This is a genomic window from Glycomyces paridis (assembly GCF_004912155.1).
Lineage (GTDB): Bacteria > Actinomycetota > Actinomycetes > Mycobacteriales > Micromonosporaceae > Glycomyces > Glycomyces paridis.
Window position 1 is genome coordinate 451,307 of record NZ_STGX01000001.1, and the last position, 21,626, is coordinate 472,932.

General features: G+C 72.1%; 17 protein-coding genes and 1 pseudogene. 6 read left to right on the forward strand and 12 right to left on the reverse strand.

Annotated features, from left to right (window positions below; all coding sequences use genetic code 11):
• Both E9998_RS02050 and E9998_RS02055 read left to right on the forward strand, forming a co-directional pair.
• A pseudogene (locus E9998_RS02050) lies at nucleotides 1–453 on the forward strand (allantoicase); the annotation flags it as partial.
• A gap of 45 nt (nucleotides 454–498) precedes the next feature.
• Nucleotides 499–858: a tRNA-binding protein gene (locus tag E9998_RS02055; RefSeq protein ID WP_136528016.1), complete on the forward strand. Its 360-nt coding sequence runs from the start codon at nucleotides 499–501 to the stop codon at nucleotides 856–858.
• 3 nt (nucleotides 859–861) lie between these two features.
• Here E9998_RS02055 and E9998_RS02060 read toward each other — a convergent pair whose 3' ends face one another.
• The 4 genes from E9998_RS02060 to E9998_RS02075 all read right to left on the reverse strand — a co-directional run bounded on the left by E9998_RS02060 (nucleotide 862) and on the right by E9998_RS02075 (nucleotide 4,900).
• Nucleotides 862–1,536 (reverse strand): polyamine aminopropyltransferase, encoded by a 675-nt coding sequence (locus E9998_RS02060; protein ID WP_136528071.1) that lies wholly within the window; start codon nucleotides 1,534–1,536, stop codon nucleotides 862–864.
• Between the two features lie 89 nt (nucleotides 1,537–1,625).
• A complete protein-coding gene (locus E9998_RS02065; protein WP_136528017.1) occupies nucleotides 1,626–2,531 on the reverse strand; it encodes a 2-hydroxyacid dehydrogenase in 906 nt (301 codons plus the stop codon).
• A gap of 211 nt (nucleotides 2,532–2,742) precedes the next feature.
• Complete coding sequence (locus tag E9998_RS02070; RefSeq protein ID WP_136528018.1) at nucleotides 2,743–4,194, reverse strand: sensor histidine kinase; 1,452 nt, start codon at nucleotides 4,192–4,194, stop codon at nucleotides 2,743–2,745.
• 28 nt (nucleotides 4,195–4,222) lie between these two features.
• Nucleotides 4,223–4,900 carry a response regulator transcription factor gene (locus E9998_RS02075; protein WP_136528019.1) on the reverse strand — a complete coding sequence of 226 codons (678 nt, stop codon included), beginning with the start codon at nucleotides 4,898–4,900 and terminating at the stop codon, nucleotides 4,223–4,225.
• A gap of 207 nt (nucleotides 4,901–5,107) precedes the next feature.
• On the opposite strand from E9998_RS02075, the gene E9998_RS02080 reads away from it, so the two are divergent.
• Nucleotides 5,108–5,659, forward strand: a complete 552-nt coding sequence (locus tag E9998_RS02080; RefSeq protein ID WP_136528020.1) for a PepSY domain-containing protein — start codon at nucleotides 5,108–5,110, stop codon at nucleotides 5,657–5,659.
• Between the two features lie 411 nt (nucleotides 5,660–6,070).
• Here the strand turns inward: E9998_RS02080 and E9998_RS02085 are convergent, their stop codons facing one another.
• Nucleotides 6,071–6,658, reverse strand: a complete 588-nt coding sequence (locus tag E9998_RS02085; protein WP_136528021.1) for a dihydrofolate reductase family protein — start codon at nucleotides 6,656–6,658, stop codon at nucleotides 6,071–6,073.
• A 256-nt stretch (nucleotides 6,659–6,914) separates the two neighbouring features.
• Between E9998_RS02085 and E9998_RS02090 the strand changes: the two genes are divergently transcribed.
• Nucleotides 6,915–7,316 carry a hypothetical protein gene (locus E9998_RS02090; RefSeq protein ID WP_136528022.1) on the forward strand — a complete coding sequence of 134 codons (402 nt, stop codon included), beginning with the start codon at nucleotides 6,915–6,917 and terminating at the stop codon, nucleotides 7,314–7,316.
• A gap of 60 nt (nucleotides 7,317–7,376) precedes the next feature.
• Here E9998_RS02090 and E9998_RS02095 read toward each other — a convergent pair whose 3' ends face one another.
• Complete coding sequence (locus E9998_RS02095; RefSeq protein WP_136528023.1) at nucleotides 7,377–9,506, reverse strand: anthranilate synthase component I; 2,130 nt, start codon at nucleotides 9,504–9,506, stop codon at nucleotides 7,377–7,379.
• A gap of 505 nt (nucleotides 9,507–10,011) precedes the next feature.
• On the opposite strand from E9998_RS02095, the gene ileS reads away from it, so the two are divergent.
• Nucleotides 10,012–13,170 carry an isoleucine--tRNA ligase gene (gene ileS / locus E9998_RS02100; RefSeq protein WP_136528024.1) on the forward strand — a complete coding sequence of 1,053 codons (3,159 nt, stop codon included), beginning with the start codon at nucleotides 10,012–10,014 and terminating at the stop codon, nucleotides 13,168–13,170.
• A 77-nt stretch (nucleotides 13,171–13,247) separates the two neighbouring features.
• Here ileS and E9998_RS02105 read toward each other — a convergent pair whose 3' ends face one another.
• The 6 genes from E9998_RS02105 to E9998_RS26930 all read right to left on the reverse strand — a co-directional run bounded on the left by E9998_RS02105 (nucleotide 13,248) and on the right by E9998_RS26930 (nucleotide 21,090).
• A complete protein-coding gene (locus E9998_RS02105) occupies nucleotides 13,248–13,634 on the reverse strand; it encodes a type II toxin-antitoxin system death-on-curing family toxin (protein WP_136528025.1) in 387 nt (128 codons plus the stop codon).
• Nucleotides 13,631–13,828 carry a ribbon-helix-helix protein, CopG family gene (locus E9998_RS02110; protein ID WP_136528026.1) on the reverse strand — a complete coding sequence of 66 codons (198 nt, stop codon included), beginning with the start codon at nucleotides 13,826–13,828 and terminating at the stop codon, nucleotides 13,631–13,633. The genes E9998_RS02105 and E9998_RS02110 overlap by 4 nt, the downstream gene beginning before the upstream one ends.
• 232 nt (nucleotides 13,829–14,060) lie before the next feature.
• Nucleotides 14,061–14,525 (reverse strand): Rv0361 family membrane protein, encoded by a 465-nt coding sequence (locus E9998_RS02115; protein ID WP_158299667.1) that lies wholly within the window; start codon nucleotides 14,523–14,525, stop codon nucleotides 14,061–14,063.
• Between the two features lie 180 nt (nucleotides 14,526–14,705).
• Nucleotides 14,706–17,825 carry a UvrD-helicase domain-containing protein gene (locus tag E9998_RS02120; RefSeq protein ID WP_136528028.1) on the reverse strand — a complete coding sequence of 1,040 codons (3,120 nt, stop codon included), beginning with the start codon at nucleotides 17,823–17,825 and terminating at the stop codon, nucleotides 14,706–14,708.
• Nucleotides 17,818–20,907 carry an ATP-dependent helicase gene (locus tag E9998_RS02125; protein WP_158299668.1) on the reverse strand — a complete coding sequence of 1,030 codons (3,090 nt, stop codon included), beginning with the start codon at nucleotides 20,905–20,907 and terminating at the stop codon, nucleotides 17,818–17,820. The genes E9998_RS02120 and E9998_RS02125 overlap by 8 nt, the downstream gene beginning before the upstream one ends.
• Before the next feature lie 39 nt (nucleotides 20,908–20,946).
• Entirely contained in the window at nucleotides 20,947–21,090 is a 144-nt protein-coding gene (locus E9998_RS26930) for a DUF397 domain-containing protein (RefSeq protein ID WP_338029408.1), read from the reverse strand.
• Here E9998_RS26930 and E9998_RS26650 point away from each other — a divergent pair.
• Entirely contained in the window at nucleotides 21,037–21,162 is a 126-nt protein-coding gene (locus tag E9998_RS26650; protein ID WP_275669485.1) for a hypothetical protein, read from the forward strand. The two genes, E9998_RS26930 and E9998_RS26650, sit on opposite strands and share 54 nt — an antisense overlap.
• Nucleotides 21,163–21,626: the final 464 nt, after the last annotated feature.

Below are 21,626 nucleotides of genomic sequence, written 5' to 3' on the forward strand. Positions count from 1 at the left end.
GACCTCGCCGCCCTCGCCAACGGCGCCGCCGTCACCGCCGCCTCCGACGCCCACTACTCCCACCCGACCGGCGCGATCATGCCCGGCCTCCCCGCCCACCAGGCCGACGGCTGGGAGACCGCCCGCCGCCGCACCCCCGGCAACGAATGGCTCCACGTCCGCCTCGCCGGCCGCGGCACCATCCGCATCGCCGAACTCGACACCACCCACCTCAAGCACAACGCCCCCGCCGCCGCCTCCATCGACGCCTACGACGGCGACACCGCCTTCACCCTCCTCGAACGCACCCCGCTGCGACCGGACGCGCCCCACCGCTTCCGCATCGACACCGACCGGCCCGCGACCGCCGTGCGGCTCAACATCTTCCCCGACGGCGGCATCGCCCGCCTGCGCCTCTACGGGCGCCTCACCGACGAGGCGCTGGCCGAGCTGCACCGGCGGTTCGAGGAGTGACCGCGCGCTGTTCGCCGTCCCCGCGGCGGCCGCTATCCTGCGGGGATGGCCGACCAGACGCGGGGCGCCGCGACCAGTTCCGTGGACGATTTCTTCCGCACCGAAATCCGTGCGGGCCGCATCGAGCGCGCGGAGGTGTTCGCGAAGGCGCGCCGGCCCGCGTACAAGCTGTGGATCGACTTCGGCGAGCTGGGCGTGAAGCGTTCGAGCGCGCAGATCACGGCCCGGTACGGCGTGGAGGACCTGGTGGGGCGCACGGTGGTGGCGGTGACGAACTTCCCGCCGCGCCAGATCGCCGACTTCATGTCCGAGGTGCTGGTGCTGGGCGTGCCGGTGGAGGGGACCGACGAGGTGGTGCTCCTCGCGCCGGACGCCGACGTGCCGATCGGCGCCCGCGTCGCCTGAGCTTCAGGCCCGGGTCGCGAGGTACACGGTGTTGGAGGACTCGCCGCCGGTCAGCGGGTTGGGGAACGGGATCCGTTCGGCGGCGACGTCGGTGAAGACCGCTTCGAGGACCGCGGTGAACGCCGCGTCGGGCGGGTCGTCCGACCACATCGCGAAGGTCCCGCCGGGGCGCAGGTGCGCGGCGAGGGCGCCGAGGCCCGCCTCGGTGTAGAACCCGGCGTGCGGGGCGTGGAGGACGTGGGCGGGGGAGTGGTCGATGTCGAGCAGGACCGCGTCGAAGACCCGCCCGGGCCGGTCGGGGTCGAACCCGGCCTCGCCGGTGGCGGCGGCGAAGAAGTCGGCGCGGCGCAGGCGCACCCGCTCGTCGGCGGCGAGGCCCGCGGTGTCGGGCAGGAGGTTCCGCTCGTGCCAGTCGATGACGGCTTCGGCGTACTCCACGACGGTGAGGGTCCGCACCCGCGGGTCCTCAAGGGCCGCTTGGGCGGTGTAGCCGAGTCCGAGGCCGCCGACGACCACGTCGAGCGCTTCGCCGCCGGTGCGGGCCAGGCCCAGGCGGGCGAGGGCGATCTCGGCGGCGGTGAACAGGCTCGACATGAGGTACTCGTCGCCGAGCTTCACTTCGTAGACGTCGGTGCGCGCCACCGGGTCGAACCGGCGGCGCAGGCTGATCTCGCCCATGGGGGTGGACAGCCAGCCGAGTTCTTCGATGCGTTTCACCGGGACATCGAACCATCGCGGGGCGCGGCGCCCGCGGCGACCCGCACGGGTCAGTAGCCGTTCTCGACGACGTTCGCGAGCGGCTCCCCGGCGGCGAGGCGCCGGACCTGGTCGCCCACGAGCGGGTAGCACCGTTCGATGAACCCTTCGACGGCCCCGCCGACGTGCGGCGTGATGAGCGCGCCCTCCAGCCCCCACAGGTCGTGGTCGGCGGGGAGCGGCTCGGGCTCGGTGACGTCGAGGGCGCACCGCAGCCGCCCGGAGGCGACCTCGGCGGTCAGGGCCGCGGTGTCGACGACCTTGCCGCGGGCGGCGTTGACCAGCAGCGCGCCGTCCTTCATGCGGGCCAGGAACGCGGCGTCGGCCAGGCCTTCGGTTTCGGGGGTGAGCGGCACGATGAGGACCACGACGTCGGCCTGCGGCAGCAGTTCGGGCAGGTCGGCGAGCGTCCCGACCCCCGGCCGGGCGGTGCGGGCGATCTTGCGGACGGCCATGTTCGCGGCCGCGAAGCGGCGGGCGACGTTCTCGCCGATCGAACCGGCGCCGACGACGAGCGCGGTCCCTCCCGAGAGGGTCCCGGACCGCTGCGGCTTCCATTCGCGGGCGGCCTGGCGGCGCGCGAACACGTCGAAGCCGCGCACCGATGCCAGCGCCGCCGCGTGCACCCATTCGGCGGTCGCCTCGGTGTGCGCGCCGCGGTTGTCGCACAGGGCGACCCCGTCGGGCACGAGGGGCACCCACGTCTCGACGCCCGCGCTGAGCAGCTGCACCGCTCGGAGCCCGGTCATGTCCTTGAGGGTCTGCGGGGTGGTCCGGTCCTGGAATGGCGGCACCCACAGCGACACGGTCGCGGGGTCGGAGGGGTAGTCGCCGCCGCCGTACACCTCGACGTCGACGCCGTCGGGGACCGTGCCGAGCTGCGCCCGGCCCGCTTCGTGGACGATCCAGATCTTCATGCGGCAATCGTAGGTTCCTCACGTTGCCGGACCGTTGCGGCGACCACAGAGTGAGCACCGGTCACACCGGCCACGCGCACCGCCCGGCAGCGCCACCCGGCCGCGCCGTCCGGCAGTGCCACCCGGCCGCGCCGCCCCCTCCGCCCGCGCCTCGTCGGCGCTCAGCGGGACCGGCGAACCGTCCCCCTTCCACCCCAAGCCTTCTCGACGTTCAATCGGCCCTGCGGAGCACCATGCGGAACAGTGCCCCGCCCTCGGGCGCGTCCAGGACGTGCACCATGCCGCGGTGCGCCACGGCCACGTCCTGCACGATCGCCAGGCCCAGACCGGCCCCGCCCTCGTCGCGGCTGCGCGACTCGTCGAGGCGCACGAACCGGTCGAAGATCATGCGCCGCTGCCCGGCGGGCACGCCGTTCCCGTCGTCGGCGACGTCCAGGCGCAGCCACACCTCGTCCTCCACCGCCAGCCGCACCGACACGGCGCTCTCGGCGTGCCGCTGCGCGTTCGCGAGCAGGTTCCCGACCGCGCGGGCGAGGTGCCCGCGCACGCCGAACACCGACAGGTCCTCCTCCAACTCCAACCGCACCGGCACCCGGTCGGTCGCGGCCCGCCGGGCGACCTCCTCGCGGACCAGCTCGGTGAACGCCACCGCCACGTGCGGCGGCCGCTCCCCGGCGTCGAGCCGCGCGAGCAGCAGCAGGTCGGCCGCGAGGTCCTGCAGCCGCACCACGTCGCCGAGGGTCGCCTCCAAATCGAGCAGGTCCGGGTGCCCCTGCGCGACCTCCAACTGCGTCCGCAGGATCGCCAGCGGGCTGCGCAGCTCGTGCGAGGCGTCGGCCACGAACCGGCGCTGCTGCGCGACCGAGGCCTCCAGGGCCGCGAGCGTCATGTTCGTCGTGGTCGCGAGGCTGTGGATCTCGTCCCGACTGGCCGGCACCGGGACCCGCCGCGACAGGTCGCCGCCGGTGATCTCGATGAGCTCCTTCTGGATCGCCCCCACCGGCCGCAGCGCCCGGCGCGTCACCAGCCAGGTCACGACCGCCACCACCGCCAGCAGCGGCGCCAGCGACCACAGCATCGCCGCCGTGACGCTGTCGACGGCCTCCTCCTGCGTCTCCAGCGACGCCCCCGAATAGACGGTGTAGACCTCACCGCCGGGCGCGGTCGCGGTCATCGCGGCGAACCGGTACTGCGCGTCCTCCCCGCTGACCCCCAACGTGCGGTAGGCGATACCCGACACGACGCCGCCCGCCGAGTCGTCGTCGGGCTCCTCGTCCCGGTCCTCGTCGTCCTCGTCCTCATCCGAATCGCCGTCCCGGTCCACGGCCGCAGGGGCGAAGTCGGCGACCGGGCCCAGGTCCTCCAGCTCCTCGCCCGCGGCCACCACGGCACCCTCCGCGTCGAGGACCTGCACGACCTCCTCCTCATCGTCCGGCAGGTCCAGCGCCGCGGGATCGACCCCCGCGGCCAGGCTCGCGGCCACCGACCTGGCGTTCACCTCGGCGGTCAACTCGGCCCGGCCGAGCAGGTTCCCCCGCAGCAGCGCCACCACCAGGAACCCCGCCACGATGAGCGCCAACGCCACGACCACGGTGGCGCCCACCGTGGTCCGCGCCCGCACCGACTCCGGCCGCCACCACAGCCTCGGCCGCGTACCCCGCATCGCCTTCCGCATCGCCCGCCGCCGACCCCTATCCACCGTCGGCCGCCAACCGGTAGCCCGCCCCGCGCACCGTCGCGATCGAGGTCTTCCCGAACGGCGCGTCCAGCTTGCGGCGCAGATTCGAGATGTAGACCTCCACGATGTTCACGTCCCCGTCATAGGCGAAGTCCCACACGTGATGCAGGATCTCCGATTTGGACACCACCTCGCCCGCCCGGCTCGCCAGGTACTCCAGCACCGCGAACTCCTTCACCGTCAACTCCACCCGCACGGCGCCCCGCCGGCAGGTGCGCGTGGCCGGGTCCACGGCCAGGTCGCCGAAGCGCCACACCGTCGGCGCCGCCGACCGCCCGCGCCGCAGCATCGCCCGAATCCTCGCCTGGAGCACCACGAACGAGAACGGCTTCGTCAAATAGTCGTCCGCCCCGGTGTCCAGCCCCTCGGCCTCGTCGTACTCGCCGTCCTTCGCCGTGAGCATCAGGATCGGCACCGTGAACCCCTCCTGACGCAGCGCCGCGCACACCTGATAGCCGTTCAGGCCCGGCAGCATGAGGTCCAGGATGATCGCGTCGTACTCGCCCACCCGCGCCTTCGACAGGCCCTCCCGCCCGTCGTGCGCGAGATCCACCGCGTAGCCCTCGGCGGCCAGCCCCGCGGCCACGACCTCGGCCAGCCGCTTCTCGTCTTCCACCATCAGCAAACGCATGTCCCGAAGCTTGACACAGCGAACCTGAAGCCAACCTGAAGTCGTACCCCGAACCCCCCTCCAACCCACCCCACCTGCGCGAACACGCCCACCACGAGCCCCCACGCCCCGAACCTGAAGCCGACTTCAGGTGACTTCAGCTTGGCTTCAGGTTCGCCGACGCAGTCTTGCCCCATCACATCCGCCAGGACCGAGAGGACCAGCGACATGAACGCTCAGACCGACACCCCCCAGGCCGACAAGCCCCGCCGCTTCACCGGCCGCCAACGCACCTTCATCATCGCCGGCGCCGCAGGCGCCCTGCTCCTCGGCGGCGGCACCGCCGCCGCCTTCGCCGCCGGCCTCGACGACGACCCCGACACCGCACCCGGCGCCGCCCAGACCGGAAGCCAGCACGGCGACCAGGACTACGGCGACGGCTACGACGACGACCAGTACGACGACGACCGCGCCGACGGCGACGACTTCGCCCTCCCCGCCGAGGCCATCGGTGAGGACGCCGCGGTCGAGGCCGCGCTGGCCGAGGTCGCCGGGGAGGTCACCGAAGTCGATCTCGAAGGCACGGTCGACGCCCCGCTGTGGGTGGTCGAGGTGACCGACGCCGACGGTGCTGAATGGGACGTCGTGGTCGACGCCTTCGAAGGCACGATCGAGGGCGTCTACGCCGACGACGACACCGATGACGACGCGGACGACGACTTCGACGACGACCATGACGGCGACGACGCGGACGACGACGAGGACGGTGACGACGACTAACGACACCCGACCGGCCCCAGGCCCACCCGGGCCGGGAGCCGACCCGGACCCCGGATCGAGCTGCCGTCGACGCAGCTCGATCCGATGGGCCCCAACGAGCCGGTGATCACACCGCACCTGCTCGCCCACAGCGACAACGGCTGAGCCCACGAGCGCACCGCGCTAACTCGGCCACAACAGGATCGACCGAGCCAACTTCGGCCACAGCAAGACCGACCAAGTCGGCCTTGGCCACAACGACCGAGCCCGCGAGCGCGAAGCGCCCGCTCGGCCACAGCGATGCACAACAGGGGTGGGTGGGGCGGGGGAGGGGGCGGGCCCCTCCCCCTCGACTGTCACAATTGCCGCTGCCGCTGCCGCTGCCGCTGCCGCTGCCGCTGCCGCGCAAGGCGACAGCGGCACGCGCCGTCGCTAGTACTTCACCCGGTACGCGAGGCTCGCGAAGGGGCCGCTCGCCTTCGCCTCGATGAGATCGAGGTGGTGCGAGAGGATCCGGCGCGGCAGGAGCGGCGCGCCCCCGCCGAGGAACACCGGGGCGAGGGTGGCGCGGACTTCGTCGAGGAGGCCCGCGTCGAAGAACTGGCCGACGAGGTCGCCGCCGCCGACGATCCACCGGTCCTGGTCGCCGGCGACCTCGGCCATCTCCGCGTGGACGGCCGCCGCGTCGCCGGAGACGAACCGGATGTCCGCGCCCGGGATCGAGGGCAGGTCGCGGGTGGTGAACACCCAGCTCGGCTGCGCGTACGGCCATTTCTCCGGATGCTCAAGCATCCCTTCGTGTTCGAGGAGCCATTCGTAGGTCGTCGAGCCCATGCAGATCGCGCCGACGCCGTTCATGAACTCGCCGAACTCGTCCATCGGGCCCTCGGCCGCCGCGCCGTCCGGCCCGGTCTCGCTCGGCAGGCTCCCCGGCACGGTGAAGAGCCATTCGAGGGAGTTGTCCGGGTCAGCGATGAACCCGTCGATGCTGGTCGCTGTGTGGTACACGGTTTTCGCCATCCAGCCACCCAACCACGCCCCCCCGACACTCCACCGCCGAACCGTGCCGCTGAACCATGCCGCCGAACCGCGCCCCAGAACCTCGCCGACCCTCGCCGCGGCGCATCGTCGCCCGCTGCGGCCGCGGAGCGACCCGCGGGCGGCTTTGTCAGCTTCCCGACATTAACCGTTTTGAGCAGTTGCGCCGTCTCTGCGTCATTACGTTGAGGGCGCGCCATAAGGCGTGATCATGATCAAGTTCACCAAAGGGGTGATCATGGTACTGAAGAGGCTCTTCACTGCCATCGGTGTCACGGCGGCCGCGCTCGCGCTGTCGCTGACCGCCACGACTTCGGCCGCGGCGGCTCCCGCCGACGCGCCGACGCCCGTGAAATCGCGGATCGAGAGCGCGGCCGTGCCCGACACGGCCGTCGAGCAGCGGACCTGCCGGGCCCGCTTCTCCCAAGGCGTCAACCAGCGGCTCAAGGCGGACGCGACCTCCACGATCCTCGGGATCATCCCGGCCGACACCTGGGTGCAGGCCTCCTGCACGCGGGTCGCCGGCGGTGAGTACAACGCCTGCGGCCTCGCCAGCGACTTCTGGATGGAGGTCTACTGGAACGGCAACTGGGGCCACAGCGTGTGGTCCTGCGTCAAGGACTGGGAGTACACCTCCTAGGCCCGGACGCGGCGAAGGCCGGGAGGCGCCCACGCCTCCCGGCCTTCGCCGTCGCCGAGTTCAGCGGGCGGTGAGCCGCAGCGCGTTCCCGACGATCCGGTGCCCGTGCGCGCCCGCGGAGGTCAGGATCGACTCGGGGTGGAACTGCACCGCGAACCACCGCTTCGCGGGCGCCTCCATCGCCATGACGACCTCGTCGATCGCCGCCGTCGGCGCGAAATCGCCCTTGACCTGGTCGGGCGTGGCGTACAGCGAGTGGTACCGCGCGGCCGTGACCTCGTCGGGCAGCCCCTCGAAGAGGCCGCCGCCGGTGACCTTGACCGTCCCGGGCTTACCGTGGCTCGGCTCGTCCAGCAGCGACAGCGACCCGCCCGCGTGCTCGACCATCGCCTGGAGGCCCAGGCACACTCCGAACGCCGGCAGGCCCCGCTCCTCGATCGCGTCCAGCAGCGCCGCCGTGCCGAAGTCCTCGGGGCGGCCCGGCCCGGGCGAGAGCACCACCAGGTCGGGGTCGAGCTCCTCGAACACACGCGCCGGGTCGAACCCGAACCGCAGCGTCGTCACCTCGCACCCGTGCTGGCGGAAGTAGTCGCCGAGGGTGTTCACGAACGAGTCCTCGTGGTCGACCAGGAGCACCCGGCGTCCGACCCCGGCCGGACCGCCCGCGACCTCGATCGGCGTCGGCACCGGCGCGGCCGCACCGATCCCGCCGCCCGCCGTCTCCAACAGCGCCCGCGCCTTCAGGTGCGTCTCGGCCTCCTCGGCCTCAGGGTCGGAGTCGTACAGCAGCGTCGCGCCCGCGCGCACGCACGCCACCCCGTCCCTGATCTGCGCCGTGCGCAGCGTCAGGCCCGTGTTCATCGACCCGTCGAAGCCCACGAACCCGACCGCGCCGCCGTACCAGCGCCGCGGCGTCGTCTCCTGCTCCTCGATGAACCGCATCGCCCACGTCTTCGGCGCGCCGGTCACCGTCACCGCCCACATGTGGGTCAGGAACGCGTCGAGCGCGTCCATCTCCGGCCGCAGCCGCCCCTCGATGTGGTCCACGGTGTGGATCAGCCGCGAGTACATCTCGATCTGCCTGCGCCCCAGGACCTTCACCGAACCGGGCACGCACACGCGCGCCTTGTCGTTGCGGTCCACGTCGGTGCACATCGTCAGCTCCGACTCCTCCTTCGCGGAGCCGATCAGCTCGGCGATCTGCGCCGCGTCGTGCATCGGGTCGTTTCCGCGCGCGATCGTCCCCGAGATCGGGCACGTCTCCACCCGGTCGCCCGAGACCCGCACGAACATCTCCGGCGAGGCCCCCACCAGGTACTCGCGGTCGCCGAGGTTGAACAGGAACTCGTACGGCGCCGGATTGGCGGTGCGCAGCCGCTCGTAGAACGCCGTCGGCGAATCGCACGCCACGTACATCTCGTGTCCCGGCACGACCTCGAACAGGTTGCCCGCCTTGAACTCCCGCTTCGCCCGCCGCACCGTGTCGGCGTACACGCCCGGCACCGGCCCCTCCGGCACCTCGGAGGCCCGCACGTAGTCGAGCGACTCGGTCTCCCGCGCCAGGCCCTTCGTGCTGCGCCCGCCGAACGCGAACTCGTAGCGGCGCACCTGCGCCGTCTCGCGCTTCCGGTCGACCACGTAGATCTCGTCTGCCAGGTGCAGCACCAGGTCGCGGGCGTCCGCGTCCCGCTCCTTCGCGAACGGGATCGGCTCGAACTGGTAGGCCAGGTCGTACCCGAACGCCCCCCACAGGCCCAGGTACGGGTCGTCGCACCGCAGCGCGTCGAGCACCACCCGCAGCGCCGAGAACGCCGTCGGCTGCTTCGACCGCAGCTCCTCGGGCACCCGCTCGGTCGCCGCCGGCACCTCGACGTGCACCTCCCGGTCGCACCGGGTGACCTCGCCGACCCCGGACGCCGCCAGCGCGTCCGCCAGCACGTCCACCAGCAGGTACCCGCGGGCGTTCAACTGTCGCACCGTCACCGACCTGCCCCGCGCCACGACCTCAAGCGACGGGTCGACATAGGCGAGGTGGTAGCGCGAATAGCGTCCCGGGTACTCCATGCCGCTGGAGAGCACCCCGCCGCGCCTGGTCTCGACCTGCGCCACGATCGACGTCAGGTCCGGCACGTCGAGCTCGGTCACGGTCCGCTCGACCGCCACCCCCGAGGGGGTCTGGAAGATTGCCATGGGGCCTCGATTCCTCACCTGGTATCTGGTCCCGTCCGCGGCGGCCGACCCCGGGAAACGACGAAGCGACCGCCATCGAGACGGTCGCTTGCCTTCTGCACGCAAAAGCAGGGACGCCGCCTCAGCGACGCCACCACCAGTTGCGTGCGTGGATTCTCACAGGCCGAATGTTACATGCCCGACCTGCGGGGCCGTCACCGGCGCCGCCGCCGGCAATTCTCCGGCGACCCGCGCCGGCGCGGGCGCTACACTTGCGGGCAACAGCGTCGACCCGGCCATCACCGGCGAGCTTCCGGAAGAACGGGCCACACCGAGACGGGCGGATCACGCCGGTCGGAGCGGCCCCACTAGAACCGGACGGACGCGGCCCGTCACCGCCGCCGAACGAGCGGGCGCACCCGATGCGCCAAGCGAGGTGGTACCGCGGGCCCACCCTCCCCCACCGGGAGGAACGGCGCGTCCTCGCACACCGAAGTCCACCTGGTGTGCGTAAGGGAGACACCGCATGGCCTATCCACTCGACGACCCCGACCGGGGCGTGACCGCGAGCCCGAACCTCCCCGAGGTCGAACGCCGCGTACTCGACTTCTGGACCAAGGACGACACGTTCCAGTCCTCCATCGACGCCCGGCCCGCCGGGGAGAACGGCGCCAACGAGTTCGTCTTCTACGACGGCCCGCCCTTCGCCAACGGCCTGCCCCACTACGGGCACCTGCTCACCGGGTACGTCAAGGACATCGTCCCCCGCTACCAGACCATGCGCGGGCGCCGCGTCGAACGCCGCTTCGGCTGGGACACCCACGGCATGCCCGCCGAGGTCACCACCGAGAAGGAGCTCGGCCTCAAGTCCAAGGCCGACATCGAGGCCTACGGCATCGAGCGCTTCAACGCCGCCGCGAAGGCCTCCGTCCTCCAGTTCACCGGCGAATGGCACGACTACGTCACCCGCCAGGCCCGCTGGGTCGACTTCGAGAACGACTACAAGACCCTCGACCTCACCTACATGGAGAGCGTCATGTGGGCCTTCAAGACCCTCCACGACAAGGGCCTGGTCTACGAGGGCTACCGCGTCCTGTGGTACTGCTGGCGCTGCGAGACGCCGCTGGCCGCCACCGAGACGAAGATGGACGACACCTACCGCGACCGCCAGGACCCGGCCGTCACCGTCGGCCTCGATCTCACCGACGAGGGCCCCCTCAAGGGCGTCAAGCTCCTGGTGTGGACCACCACGCCCTGGACCCTGCCCTCCAACCTCGCCGCCGCCGTCCACCCGAAGGTCGACTACGCCGTCGTCGCCTCCGAAGGCGCCCGCTACCTCCTCGCCGAGGCCCGCGTCCCCGCCTACGCCCGCGAACTCGGCGAGGCCCCCGAGATCCTCGCCCGCTACAAGGGCGCCGACCTCCTCGGTCTGCACTACAACCCGCCGTTCGACTTCTTCACCGGCCGCGTCAACGCCCACCAGGTCCTCGCCGCCGACTACGTCACCACCGAGGACGGCACCGGCGTCGTCCACATCGCCCCCGCCTTTGGCGAGGAGGACAAGCTCGTCACCGACGCCGCCGGCATCGAACCGGTCGTCCCCGTCGACGACTCCGGCAAGTTCACCGACGAAGTGCCCCCCTACGCGGGCGTGCACGTCTTCGAGGCGAACAAGCTCATCATCGCCGACCTCAAGGAGACCCAGCGGCTCCTGCGCCACGACACCTACAACCACAACTACCCGCACTGCTGGCGCTGCGGCTCCCCGCTCATCCAGCGCGCCCTCTCGGCGTGGTTCGTGGCCGTCACCAAGTTCCGCGACCGCATGGTCGAACTCAACCAGGAGATCGACTGGACGCCCTCGCACGTCAAGGACGGCCAGTTCGGGAAGTGGCTCGCCAACGCCCGCGACTGGAACATCAGCCGCAGCCGCTTCTGGGGTGCCCCCATCCCCGTGTGGGTCTCCGACGACCCCGCCTACCCGCGCGTCGACGTCTACGGCTCGCTCGCCGACCTCGAACGCGACTTCGGCGTGCCCGTCACCGAACTCCACCGCCCCGCCGTCGACGACCTCGTGCGCCCCAACCCGGACGACCCCACCGGGAAGTCCGTCATGCGCCGCGTCCCCGAAGTCCTCGACTGCTGGTTCGAGTCCGGGTCCATGCCGTTCGCGCAGGTCCACTACCCGTTCGAGAACGCCGACTGGTTCGAGCACCACTTCCCCGGCGACTTCATCGTCGAGTACACCGCCCAGACCCGCGGCTGGTTCTACCTCCTGCACGTCCTCTCGACCGCCCTGTTCGACCGGCCCGCGTTCCGCACCGCCGTCGTCCACGGCACCCTCCTGGGCGCCGACGGCCAGAAGATGTCCAAGTCGCTCCAGAACTACCCGGACGTCCGGGAGTCCTTCGAGGCCTACGGCTCCGACGCGGTCCGCTGGTTCCTCGTCTCCTCCCCGGTCCTGCGCGGCGGCGACATGCCCGTCACCGAGACCGGCTTCCGCGACGCCGTCCGCCAGATCGTCCTGCCCCTGTGGAACGTGTGGTACTTCCACTCGCTCTACGCCGGGGCCGCCGGCTACGAGGCCGACGCCGAACAGGCCCGCACCCGGGCGCTGGCCTCCGAGCACCGGCTCGACCGGTACCTGCTCGCGAAGACCCGCGAACTGGTCGAGTCGATGACCACCTCCATGGACGAGTACGACCTCGTGGCCGCGACCGCCGCGTTCCGCTCCTACCTGGAGAGCCTCACCAACTGGTACGTGCGCCGCTCGCGCGACCGGTTCTGGGAGGGCGACGAGGACGCCTTCGCGACCCTCGCGACCGCGCTCAAGACCGCCTGCGAGGTGGCCGCGCCGCTGCTGCCGATGGTCGCCGAGGACATCTGGAAGGGCCTCACCGGCGGCCGCTCGGTGCACCTGGTCGACTGGCCCGACGCCGCCGACCTGCCCGCCGACCACGCCCTGGTCGAGGCCATGGACGCCGTGCGCGACATCGCCTCGGTCGGCCTGTTCATGCGCAAGGCCCGCAAACTGCGGGTGCGCCTGCCGCTGGCGAAGATCACCGTGGCGACCGCGCACGCCGAACGGCTCGCCCCGTTCGCCGACCTGCTCAAGGACGAGCTCAACGTCAAGGAGGTCGTGTTCGACTCCGACGTCAGCGCCTACTCCCGCACCGACCTCAAACTCGTGCCGCGGGCCCTGGGCCCGCGCCTGGGCAAGGACGTCCAGCGGGTCATCAAGGCCGTCAAGGCCGGCGACTGGTCGGTCGAGGACGGCACCGTCACCGCCGGCGGCGTCGCCCTCGAAGACGGCGAGTACGAACTGGCGATGGTCGCCGTGGACGCCGAGCACACCGAGGCCCTCCCGAACGAGGGCGGCGTCCTCGTCCTCGACACCGAGGTCACTCCCGAACTCGCCGCCGAGGGCCTCGCCCGCGACGTCGTCCGCGTCGTCCAGCAGGCCCGCAAGGACGCGGGCCTCGACGTCACCGACCGCGTCGCCGTCACTCTCGACGCCGCCGACGACGTCCGCACCGCGATCGAGACCCACCGCGCCTTCGTCCAGGCCGAGACCCTTGCCCTCGACCTCGGCTTCGCCCCCCTCCCCGACACCGCCACCAGCGGCGAAGCCGGAGACACCACGGTGAAGGCCGCAGTGGTGAAGGCCGCAGTCACGATGCGCTGACCAACGAGAAAGGGGGCCCGGCGAGCATCGCTCGCCGGGCCCCCTTCCCGCATGTCGGGCGACCTGTCGCGCGCCGGTCAGCCGAACGGAGCCGCCCAGGTCGCGAGGACCTTTGCGATCTCCGGCACTTCGTGGTCGCCGCGCGCTACGGCGAGCACGAACTCCTCGCCGTCGTCAACGCTGGGCGGATCCAGCTCATACCCGTTGAGGCTGTACATCATGTACGCGGCCATGAACGCGAGGCGCTTGTTGCCGTCGATGAGCGCATGATTGCGTGCCAGTGAGTGCATCAGCGCCGCGACCTTCTCGTGAACCGTCGGGTACGCGTCGGCGCCGAAAATGTTCGCCTGCGGTCGGGCAAGCGCCGATTCGAGCAGGCCCCAGTCCCGCACCGGCGGCTCGGCGCTGGCGGTCACCCGGCAGGCGATCGTGATCAACTGCTTGAGCGTGAGATATTCGGTCACTGAGCGAGCCGGTCCAGCAGCTCCTGGTGCTTGGCCATGCCCCGATCCAGGGCACGGTTGAAGTGGGCTTCGCGCTCGGTCAGGAACGCGTGGACCGCCTCGGTCACGAGGTCGTGCTTCGAACGGTGCTCCTTCGCCGCCCGCTCGGTCAGGAGCCGGTCGTCTTCCTCGGAGAGTCGCAATGTCATGGCCATAGTCTGATGATACCGCGAGATATCCCGTGGTAGCAAGCTGGTTTCCCAGGTCGCGCGCTTGTCGATGATTCGCGTTGGTCGGCGTCTTGGCCGGCCCTCGGGGAGGGGCCGACCGACGCGGTGGGTGAGAAGGGCGTCCGTGCGTGCGGTGCCGCTCGCGTGCGTCGCCGCATTGCACACGAAGAGGGCCCGGCGAACATCGCTCGCCGGGCCCCCTTTCACGCTGTGGCGCTTAGCTCATGAAGCCGCAGATCTTCCAGACGTCGTCTTCCTTGACGAGGTCGAAGGTCTCCTCGGTGTCCTCGCCGCTCTCGGTCATGGTGACCTCGACGGTGGCGGTGTCGCCTTCCTCGGTGACCTCGCCGATCTCGTAGGACCAGTCCTCGGGGACGATCTCCTCCTCGCCCATGAGCTCCTTGATCTCGTCCTCGCTCATGCCCTCGAACATCGCGCCCATCTCCTTGATGGAGTCGATGTCGTCGGCGCAGAAGTACTCCTCGGCGTCCTCGGCGGCCTTGTCGGCGTCGCCCTTGGCGAACGAGTTGGCGAAGTCCTCGATGCCGTTGTCGAGGAAGTTCTCGACCGCGCCCTCGGGCGTGTCGTTGCCGGCGCCGCAGGCGGCGGCGGCCAGGGCGAGGGCGAAGGCGCTCGCGGCGACGGCGGTGACGCGGCGGGCAGCGCGAAGGTTGACGTTCATGCTCATGAGTTCCAATCAAAATGGGGGGATTCGGTTGCGACCCTTTGGGTGTGGGGGTCGGCGGCCGGATGGGCCCGGCCCTTGAGAGGTGAACGCCACGATAGCAGCGCCCGGCAAATCGGCGGCCACAACGGCGCGAACGCGGCGCGTCGCCTCACTCCGGTGGTGTTCACGGAGGCGCTAGTCGAGGTCGGGCCACCAGGTCTCGTTCGGCGCGATGTAGTGGAACGCCGCGCCGACCGCCGCTTCGTCGACGCCCTTGAGGCGCGCCCACGCGCGGCGGTAGACCTTGAGTTGGAGGGCGGCATGGCGGGCGGCCTCGCCCTTCGGGGGGCGGCCGGTCTTCCAGTCCACGATGTCGTAGCCGCCGGCGTCGTCGCGGCCGGGCTCCCTGTGGTTGGGCTCCCTGTGAAACACCGCGTCGATGCGGCCGCGCACCACCGTGCCCTCGAAGTCGACCACGAACGGCACCTCCTGGGCCGCGATGCGCCTGCCCGACCACGCCGAGGCGCGGAAGGCGCGCTTGAGCTGCTCCAGCTCGGCCTGGTCGGGCGTGTCGTCGGCCGCGCCGGGCAGGTCGGCGGGGTCGAACAGGGCGCCGCCGCCGAAGAACTCCTCGACCCAGGCGTGGAACTCGGTGCCGCGCCGCGTCGCCTGGCGCGGGGGCTGCGGCATCGGGCGGCGCCGCTCGGCGGCGAACGCCTCCTCGTCGGCGCGCATCGCCATGAGCTGCGAGGTCGAGAGCCGGACGGGCCGGGGCAGGCGCACCACGCCCGACTCGCGCTCGTCGCGCTCGGCCAGGAGCAGCGCGGCCTCGTCACCCCACTGCCGCGACTGCGGGCCCTCCCGTTCCGGATCGGCCCCCGCCAGCACCAGGTCGGCCGCCTCGGCGAACGCGGCCTGGCGCGTGCCCAAGGGCGCCTTCGCAGGCCACTCGACCGCCTCGGCCTGCGCTTCGAGCGGGTTCTGCGGCCCCGACTCGGCCCACACGGTCGCCTCGGCGCCCGCCGAGACGGCCTCGGTCAGGTACGGCGCGGGCCCGCGCGCGTACCGCCGCTCGGCCTCCCACCAGTAACCGCTCGCCAGCAGCACCTGCCGCGCCCGCGTCAGCGCCACGTACGCCAGGCGCCGCTCCTCTTCGAGCCGCGCCTCCTCGTCGTCGCGCTTGAACTCGGCGACCGCCTGCTTCACCTCGGCCGGCGACGTCGCGTCGTCGAGGTACAGGGCCGGGAGGTTCTCGGCGTCGCCGCGCAGCGGGTACGGCAGCCGCGCGGGGTCGCTCACCCACGTCTGGTCGCCCTTCACCTTGCCGGGCAGGATGCCCTCGCACAGGCCCGGCACCGCCACCACGTCCCACTCCAGGCCCTTCGCGGCGTGCACCGTGAGCAGTTGCACGACCCCGCCGGCCGGGCTCGCGCCCTCCACGGTCAGGCCGCGCTCGCGTTCGGCGGCGGTCTCCAGGTAGGACAGGAAGCCCGGGACGCTCGCCCCGCTCGTGTCGTTCTCGTAGGCCGCGGCGACGTCGATGAACTCGTCGAGGTTCGACAGGTCGCCGTGGTGGAGCATGACCTCGACGTCGAGCCCCGAGTGGGCGATCACGTCGCCGACCACGTCGGGCAGGCTCTGACCCAGGCGCCCGCGGATCCAGCCCAGCTCCTCGTGCAGCTGCGCGAACCGCAGGTGGCCGAGCGCGGAGTACCGCTCGGCCGGGCCGGGGTCGGCGAGCGCGTCGGCCAGGGACGCTTCGGCCTCGCGTCCGGCGTCCGGTTCGAACCCGCGCGTGTCGGGGGCGAGTTCGCGGGCGCGGGCCCACAGGGCGGCGATGTCGCGCGGGCCGATCCGCCACCGGTTCCCGGCGAGGAGGCGCATGAGCGAGGGCCCGTCGGTCGGGTCGGCCGCGGCCCTGAGCATCGCGACGGCCTCGGCGACCTCGGGGTGGAACAGCAGGCCGAGGGAGCCGACGACTTCGACGGGCAGTCCGGCGGCGGTGAGTGCGCGGTGGAGGGCGGGGATCTGGCGGCGCTTGCGTACGAGGACGGCGGCCTCGACGGGTTTGGCGCCGTCGCCGTCGCGTTCGCGCCTGTCCGCGTCGATGGCGTCGCGCATGACGGCGAGGTTCGCGGCGAGCCATGCGGCCTCGTCGGCGGCGGTCAGGTGCATGGCGGCGCGCACGAGGCCCTCGCCTTCGACGCCCGCGCTGAGCGGCTGGATGCCTTCGGCGCGCAGCGGTTCGGAGACCTGGTTGGCGACGGCGAGGATGGCGGCGCGGTTGCGCCAGGACTTGGTGAGTTCGACGCGGGCGGCCCGGGCGCCGCCCGCGGCCGGGAAGTCCTCGGGGAAGCGCAGGAGCGTCCCGGCGGAGGCGCCGCGCCAGGAGTAGATCGACTGGTTCGGGTCGCCGACGGCGGTGACGGGGTGCCCGCCGCCGAACAGGTCGCGCAGTAGCGCGACCTGCGAGTACGAGGTGTCCTGGTATTCGTCGAGGAGCACCACGCGCCAGCGTTCGCGTTCGGTCCGCACGATCTCGGGGGCCCCGGCGACGAGCTGTGCGGCGAGCGAGAGCTGGTCGGCGAAGTCCATGACGCCGAGTTCGCGTTTGCGCCGGTCCCAGGAGTCGACGAGGGGCAGCAACTGCTCGCGTTTGCGGCGCAGCGCCAGCAGCGCCCGGTAGTCGTCGTTGAGGCGTTTGCCGTGGCGCTGGGCGAGGGCCTCGGCGAGCGAGCGGTCGAAGGCGCGCAGGTCGTCGCCGTCCCGCAGGTGCTCGGCGAGCTGCCCGGCGAGCTGGAGGACCTGCTCGGTGACCTTGTCGACGCCCACGTCGAACTCGCTCATCTGGCCGTCCCAGGCGCACACGAGGTCGCGGGCGATCTGCCAGCGCCCGGTGTCGGTGATGACGCGGGTGCCCGGTTCGATGCCGATGCGCAGGCCGTGTTCGGTGACGAGGCCGCCGGCGTAGGCGTTGTAGGTGGAGACGGTGGGTTCGCCGTGGAGGTCGCCGAGGTCGGGGAGGGATTCGGTGAGGCGGCGGAGCTTGTCGCGGACGCGGGCGGCGAGTTCGGCGGCGGCCTTGCGGGTGAAGGTGAGGCCGAGGATGTGCTCGGGGCGGGCGACGCGGTTGGCGATGAGCCAGACGACGCGGTCGGCCATGGTGGTGGTCTTGCCGGAGCCGGCGCCGGCGACGACGAGCATGGGGTCGGGTCCGGCTTCGATGACGGCGGCCTGTTCGGCGGTGGGGGTGGGCTGTCCGAGGCGGTTGGCGAGGCCGACTGCGGTGTGGCGGTGATGCGCGCGTTCACTCATCGGTGACCTGCCGTCCTTCGTCGGCGATGGGGCAGCACCGTTTGACCGAGCAGGTCTCGCATTTGCTGGTGTTGCGGGCCTCGAAGACCGATCCGGCCATCTTGAGGGCGGTGTCGCCGGTGAGCTCGCGGGCCCAGTCGGGGTTGTGGTGTTCGCCGAGCGGCCCTTGCGGGCGCGAGGCGGCCTTGTCGCCCTTGGCGTTCGGGTAGACGAGTTCGGCGCCGCCCGGTTCGGCGCCCTCGGGGAAGGCGCCTTCGGCGATGGCGAGCTGGTAGACGCCCAGCTGCGGGTTGGACTCGGCCTCGGCCTTCGAGATGGGGCTCTTGCCGGTCTTGAGGTCGACGACGTAGAGGCGGCCGTCGCCGTCGCGTTCGAGCCGGTCGATCTGCCCGGACATGACCACTTCGACGCCGGGCGGGCCGACTTCGAGCTTGATGCGGAACGAGCGTTCGGCGCCGACGAGTTCGCGCCGGTTGGCGCTGAGCCAGCTCGCGAACCGCTCGACGGCGCCCGAGACGCGCCGCCGCTGCTGCTCGGCGTGCCAGGGCGCCTCGAACGGCAGCCGGTCGAAGTGCTCGCCCACGACCTCCTCCATGACGGCCTTCGGGTCGGCGGCGGGGTCGGCGGTGACCGCTTCGGCGGCGGCGTGCAGGAGGGTGCCGAGGTGGCGGGGGAGGAGGTCGCCGGAGTCGCCGCCGTGGGCTTCGAGGACCCACCGCAGCCCGCACTGCTGGGTCTTCTCCACTTGGGAGGGCGAGATGCGCAGGGTCTCCCCGGCGAGCGCGAGGGCCCGTTCGTCGGAGACGTCGGCCAGGCCCCACCATTTGGCGGGGTCGGCGCCGGGCACGCCTTCGCCCGCGAGGCGGCGCAGGGCCGCGGCGGCGGCGTCCCGCTCGGCGTGGCCGGAGTCGACGACGGCTTCGCGCAGCCGCGCGGTGAGCGCGGCCAGGCTCAGGGGCCGACCCCGCCGGGCCGCGGGGGCCGGTTCGACGCCGAGTTCGGCGGTGAACCGGCTCGGCTGCGCCTCTTCGGAGTCCACGGCGGTGACGAGGAGCCGCGTGCGGGCGCGGGTGCACGCGTTGTAGAACAGGCGCCGCTCCTCGTCGAGGAGCTGGGCGACCTGGTCGACGTCGGCGCGCCCGTCGAGCGCGTCCACGAGCGCTTCGGCGCCCAGGAGCGACCCGCGCGGGCGCAGGTTCGGCCAGGCGCCCTCCTGCGCGCCGGCGACGACGACGAAGTCCCACTTGCGCCCGTGCGCGGCGTGCGCGGTGGCGAGCGTGACCGGGTCGCCGAGTTCGGCCCTGGCCGAGAGGAAGTCGCCGGGGAGCTGCTGGTGGAGCACATGCTCGCAGAACACCTCGACGCCCGCGCCGGGCTGCTTCTGCTCGTAGTCGGCGGCGAGGTCGAACAGGGCGATCACGGCGTCGAGCTCGGCGTCGGCGCGCTGGGCGCGCCGGTCGCCCGACAGGGCCCGGCGCCGCAGCCGCTCGCCCATCCCCGAGGCCTCCCACACCGTCCACAGCGTCCCGACGATGCCGGCGGCCCCGCGGGCGGCGCCGAAGAGCGCGTCGAGGCGCCGGGCCGGTTCGGCCCAGTCCTCCTCGGGCAGTTCGGCGATCCGCTCGGGGCGGCGCAGGGCCTCCACGAGGAGGTCGGCGCCCGGCGTGAAGTTGTCGGCCGCGACGGCCATGCGCCGCAGCTCCTGACGCAGCCGCCGCTCGCCGAACGGGTCGGCGCTGCCGAACGCCGAGTGCAGCAGTCCGGCGGCGCTGGTCTCGTTGAGCGCCTCCCTGCCGCGCCCGATGAGGACGAGGTGCAGCAGGTTGCGCACGGTCGGGTGCGCGGGCAGCGGCACGTCGTCGGCGGCCTGCCGGGTCGGCACCCCCGCGTGCTGCATCGCGCGCCGCAGCCGCGGTATCTCCGAGGCGGACTTCACGACCACGGCCATGTCGCCGTACGCGACGCCGTCGAGCAGGTGCGCCCGGCGCGCCACGTCCGCGATGTACACGGCCTCCCGCGTAGGCGAGGTGAGGTGCACCACGTCGACCCGGCCCGCCTCCTCCGACGCCGTCCCGCGGCGCCGGTCCCGGTCGGACCCGCGCAGGCGCTGCGAGAGCACGGTGGTCGCCGTGAGCGGCGCGAGCGCGACGACATGCGTATCGCCCAGCTGCACCGTCGGCGCCTCGGCACCCGATCCCGCGGGGAACCGGTCGGGGAAGTCCCGCACCGACGCCGGGTCGCCGCCCTGGTACCCGAACACCGCCGCGTCGGGCGACCCCGCCGCGACGAGGTTCCCGCCCTCGCCCGCGAGCAGTTCGAGCAGGTCGAGGTGCGCGGGCGTGGCGTCCTGAAGGTCGTCCACGAACACCCATGCGGGCCTGGGGAACAGACCCGGGTCCCGGCGCAGCGCCGCGACGGCGGCGCGCACGATCTCCGCCGAGTCGTACAGGGCGCTGGTCATCGACTGGAGCGCGAGCGTCGTCACATACCGGTCGTAGAAGCGCGAGGCCGCGGCCCACGCCGGACGGTCGTGGACGGCGCCCAGCCTGGCGAGTTCGGGCGCGGACAGGCCGCGCTCGCCGCAGCGCAGCACGAGGTCCCGCAGCTGCTGCGCGAACGCGTAGGTGCCCACCGCCTCCTCGAAACCGGTGGGCCAGTCGAAGTCCTCGCCTTCGAGCATCGAGCGGATCAGCGCGTCGGCCTCGGGCCCCGTGAGCAGGCGAGGTTCGTCGCGCCCCGCGGCGACCGCCGAGGCGCGAAGGAGCGCGAAGGCGAACGCGGGGAACGTGAACACGCCGACCTCGGCCGCCGAATGTGCGGAGGTCGCGGCGTTCAGGCGCGTGCGGAGATAGGCGGTGTCCTGGCGGCGCAGGCCGAAGAACAGGATCGAGGCGGGGTCGACCCCGTCGGCGACCTTCGCGCACGCGGCGTTGACGAGCGCCTCGGTCTTGCCGGTCTGCGGACCGCCGCGTACGAGGAGCGGACCGGAGGCGTGCCCGACGACCGCCCGCTGCGCCGAGTCGAGCTCGAAGGCGAGCGCATCGGCGGGCGGATCGGTCAATTCGTAGCGGAGGTCCAACACGCACCCAATCGAACCACGCCCGACCGACAACCCCGGAGCCTATCGCCCGAAGTCGTACTCCCCGTCCTTCGCGCCGCCGAGAAACGCAGCCCATTCGGCGCAGGTGTAGATGATCATGGAGCCTTCAGGATGGTGCGAATGCCGAACCGCGTCTACTCGATCTGGGGCCCGGTCGAGCTCCACCCGGCCGACGGCAGCGTCTTCACCCTCGAAGACCTCTTCGACACCGACAGCCGAGAGGCCGAACTCGGCTGACCGCATCCAAGCGGCATAGCGGCCCCGGCGCGAAGTGCCGGGGCCGTACGGCCCCGTTGGCGCAGTTGCGAGCACTCCCGAATTGAGACTGCTCCGATCAGATCGCCGTGGAAGTGCGGCGGGCCGATGATGCCCGAGGCCAAAAGTCAAAAGACGGCGGCGATGAGGGGTGGGCGGGTGATGGTGGCGGGTTGGTCGGGGACGGGTACGCGTGGCTGGCGGAGGAGCGCGGCGAGCAAGCGACCCGAAGGGGCCGCGGGCGCGCCGAGTCTGGAGTTCGACCCAGGGCCGGTCCACGGCCGGGGTTCGGTCAGTCTCCATATCTGCCTCATCGCTTCCCGCTCGGACCGCCTCCACCTCCGCTGTTGTCTCCGCTCCAGCCACTCGCCTCGCTGTTGTCGTTTTCGTTGCGGCGCTGCGGGTGTGGTGGTGAATGTGAGTGTGTTGTCATCGTGTGGGTGATG

What these genes read in the sequence shown, in the direction of transcription:
- E9998_RS02095 (WP_136528023.1), bottom strand. Translation starts at nt 9,506, where the DNA reads ATGGCAATCTTCCAGACCCCCTCGGGGGTGGCGGTCGAGCGGACCGTG.
- E9998_RS02090 (WP_136528022.1), top strand. Translation starts at nt 6,915, where the DNA reads ATGGTACTGAAGAGGCTCTTCACTGCCATCGGTGTCACGGCGGCCGCG.
- E9998_RS02080 (WP_136528020.1), top strand. Translation starts at nt 5,108, where the DNA reads ATGAACGCTCAGACCGACACCCCCCAGGCCGACAAGCCCCGCCGCTTC.
- E9998_RS02115 (WP_158299667.1), bottom strand. Translation starts at nt 14,525, where the DNA reads ATGAACGTCAACCTTCGCGCTGCCCGCCGCGTCACCGCCGTCGCCGCG.
- ileS (WP_136528024.1), top strand. Translation starts at nt 10,012, where the DNA reads ATGGCCTATCCACTCGACGACCCCGACCGGGGCGTGACCGCGAGCCCG.
- E9998_RS02065 (WP_136528017.1), bottom strand. Translation starts at nt 2,531, where the DNA reads ATGAAGATCTGGATCGTCCACGAAGCGGGCCGGGCGCAGCTCGGCACG.
- E9998_RS02075 (WP_136528019.1), bottom strand. Translation starts at nt 4,900, where the DNA reads ATGCGTTTGCTGATGGTGGAAGACGAGAAGCGGCTGGCCGAGGTCGTG.
- E9998_RS02055 (WP_136528016.1), top strand. Translation starts at nt 499, where the DNA reads ATGGCCGACCAGACGCGGGGCGCCGCGACCAGTTCCGTGGACGATTTC.
- E9998_RS02060 (WP_136528071.1), bottom strand. Translation starts at nt 1,536, where the DNA reads ATGGGCGAGATCAGCCTGCGCCGCCGGTTCGACCCGGTGGCGCGCACC.
- E9998_RS02070 (WP_136528018.1), bottom strand. Translation starts at nt 4,194, where the DNA reads ATGCGGGGTACGCGGCCGAGGCTGTGGTGGCGGCCGGAGTCGGTGCGG.
- E9998_RS26650 (WP_275669485.1), top strand. Translation starts at nt 21,037, where the DNA reads ATGGTGCGAATGCCGAACCGCGTCTACTCGATCTGGGGCCCGGTCGAG.
- E9998_RS02120 (WP_136528028.1), bottom strand. Translation starts at nt 17,825, where the DNA reads ATGAGTGAACGCGCGCATCACCGCCACACCGCAGTCGGCCTCGCCAAC.
- E9998_RS02110 (WP_136528026.1), bottom strand. Translation starts at nt 13,828, where the DNA reads ATGGCCATGACATTGCGACTCTCCGAGGAAGACGACCGGCTCCTGACC.
- E9998_RS02085 (WP_136528021.1), bottom strand. Translation starts at nt 6,658, where the DNA reads ATGGCGAAAACCGTGTACCACACAGCGACCAGCATCGACGGGTTCATC.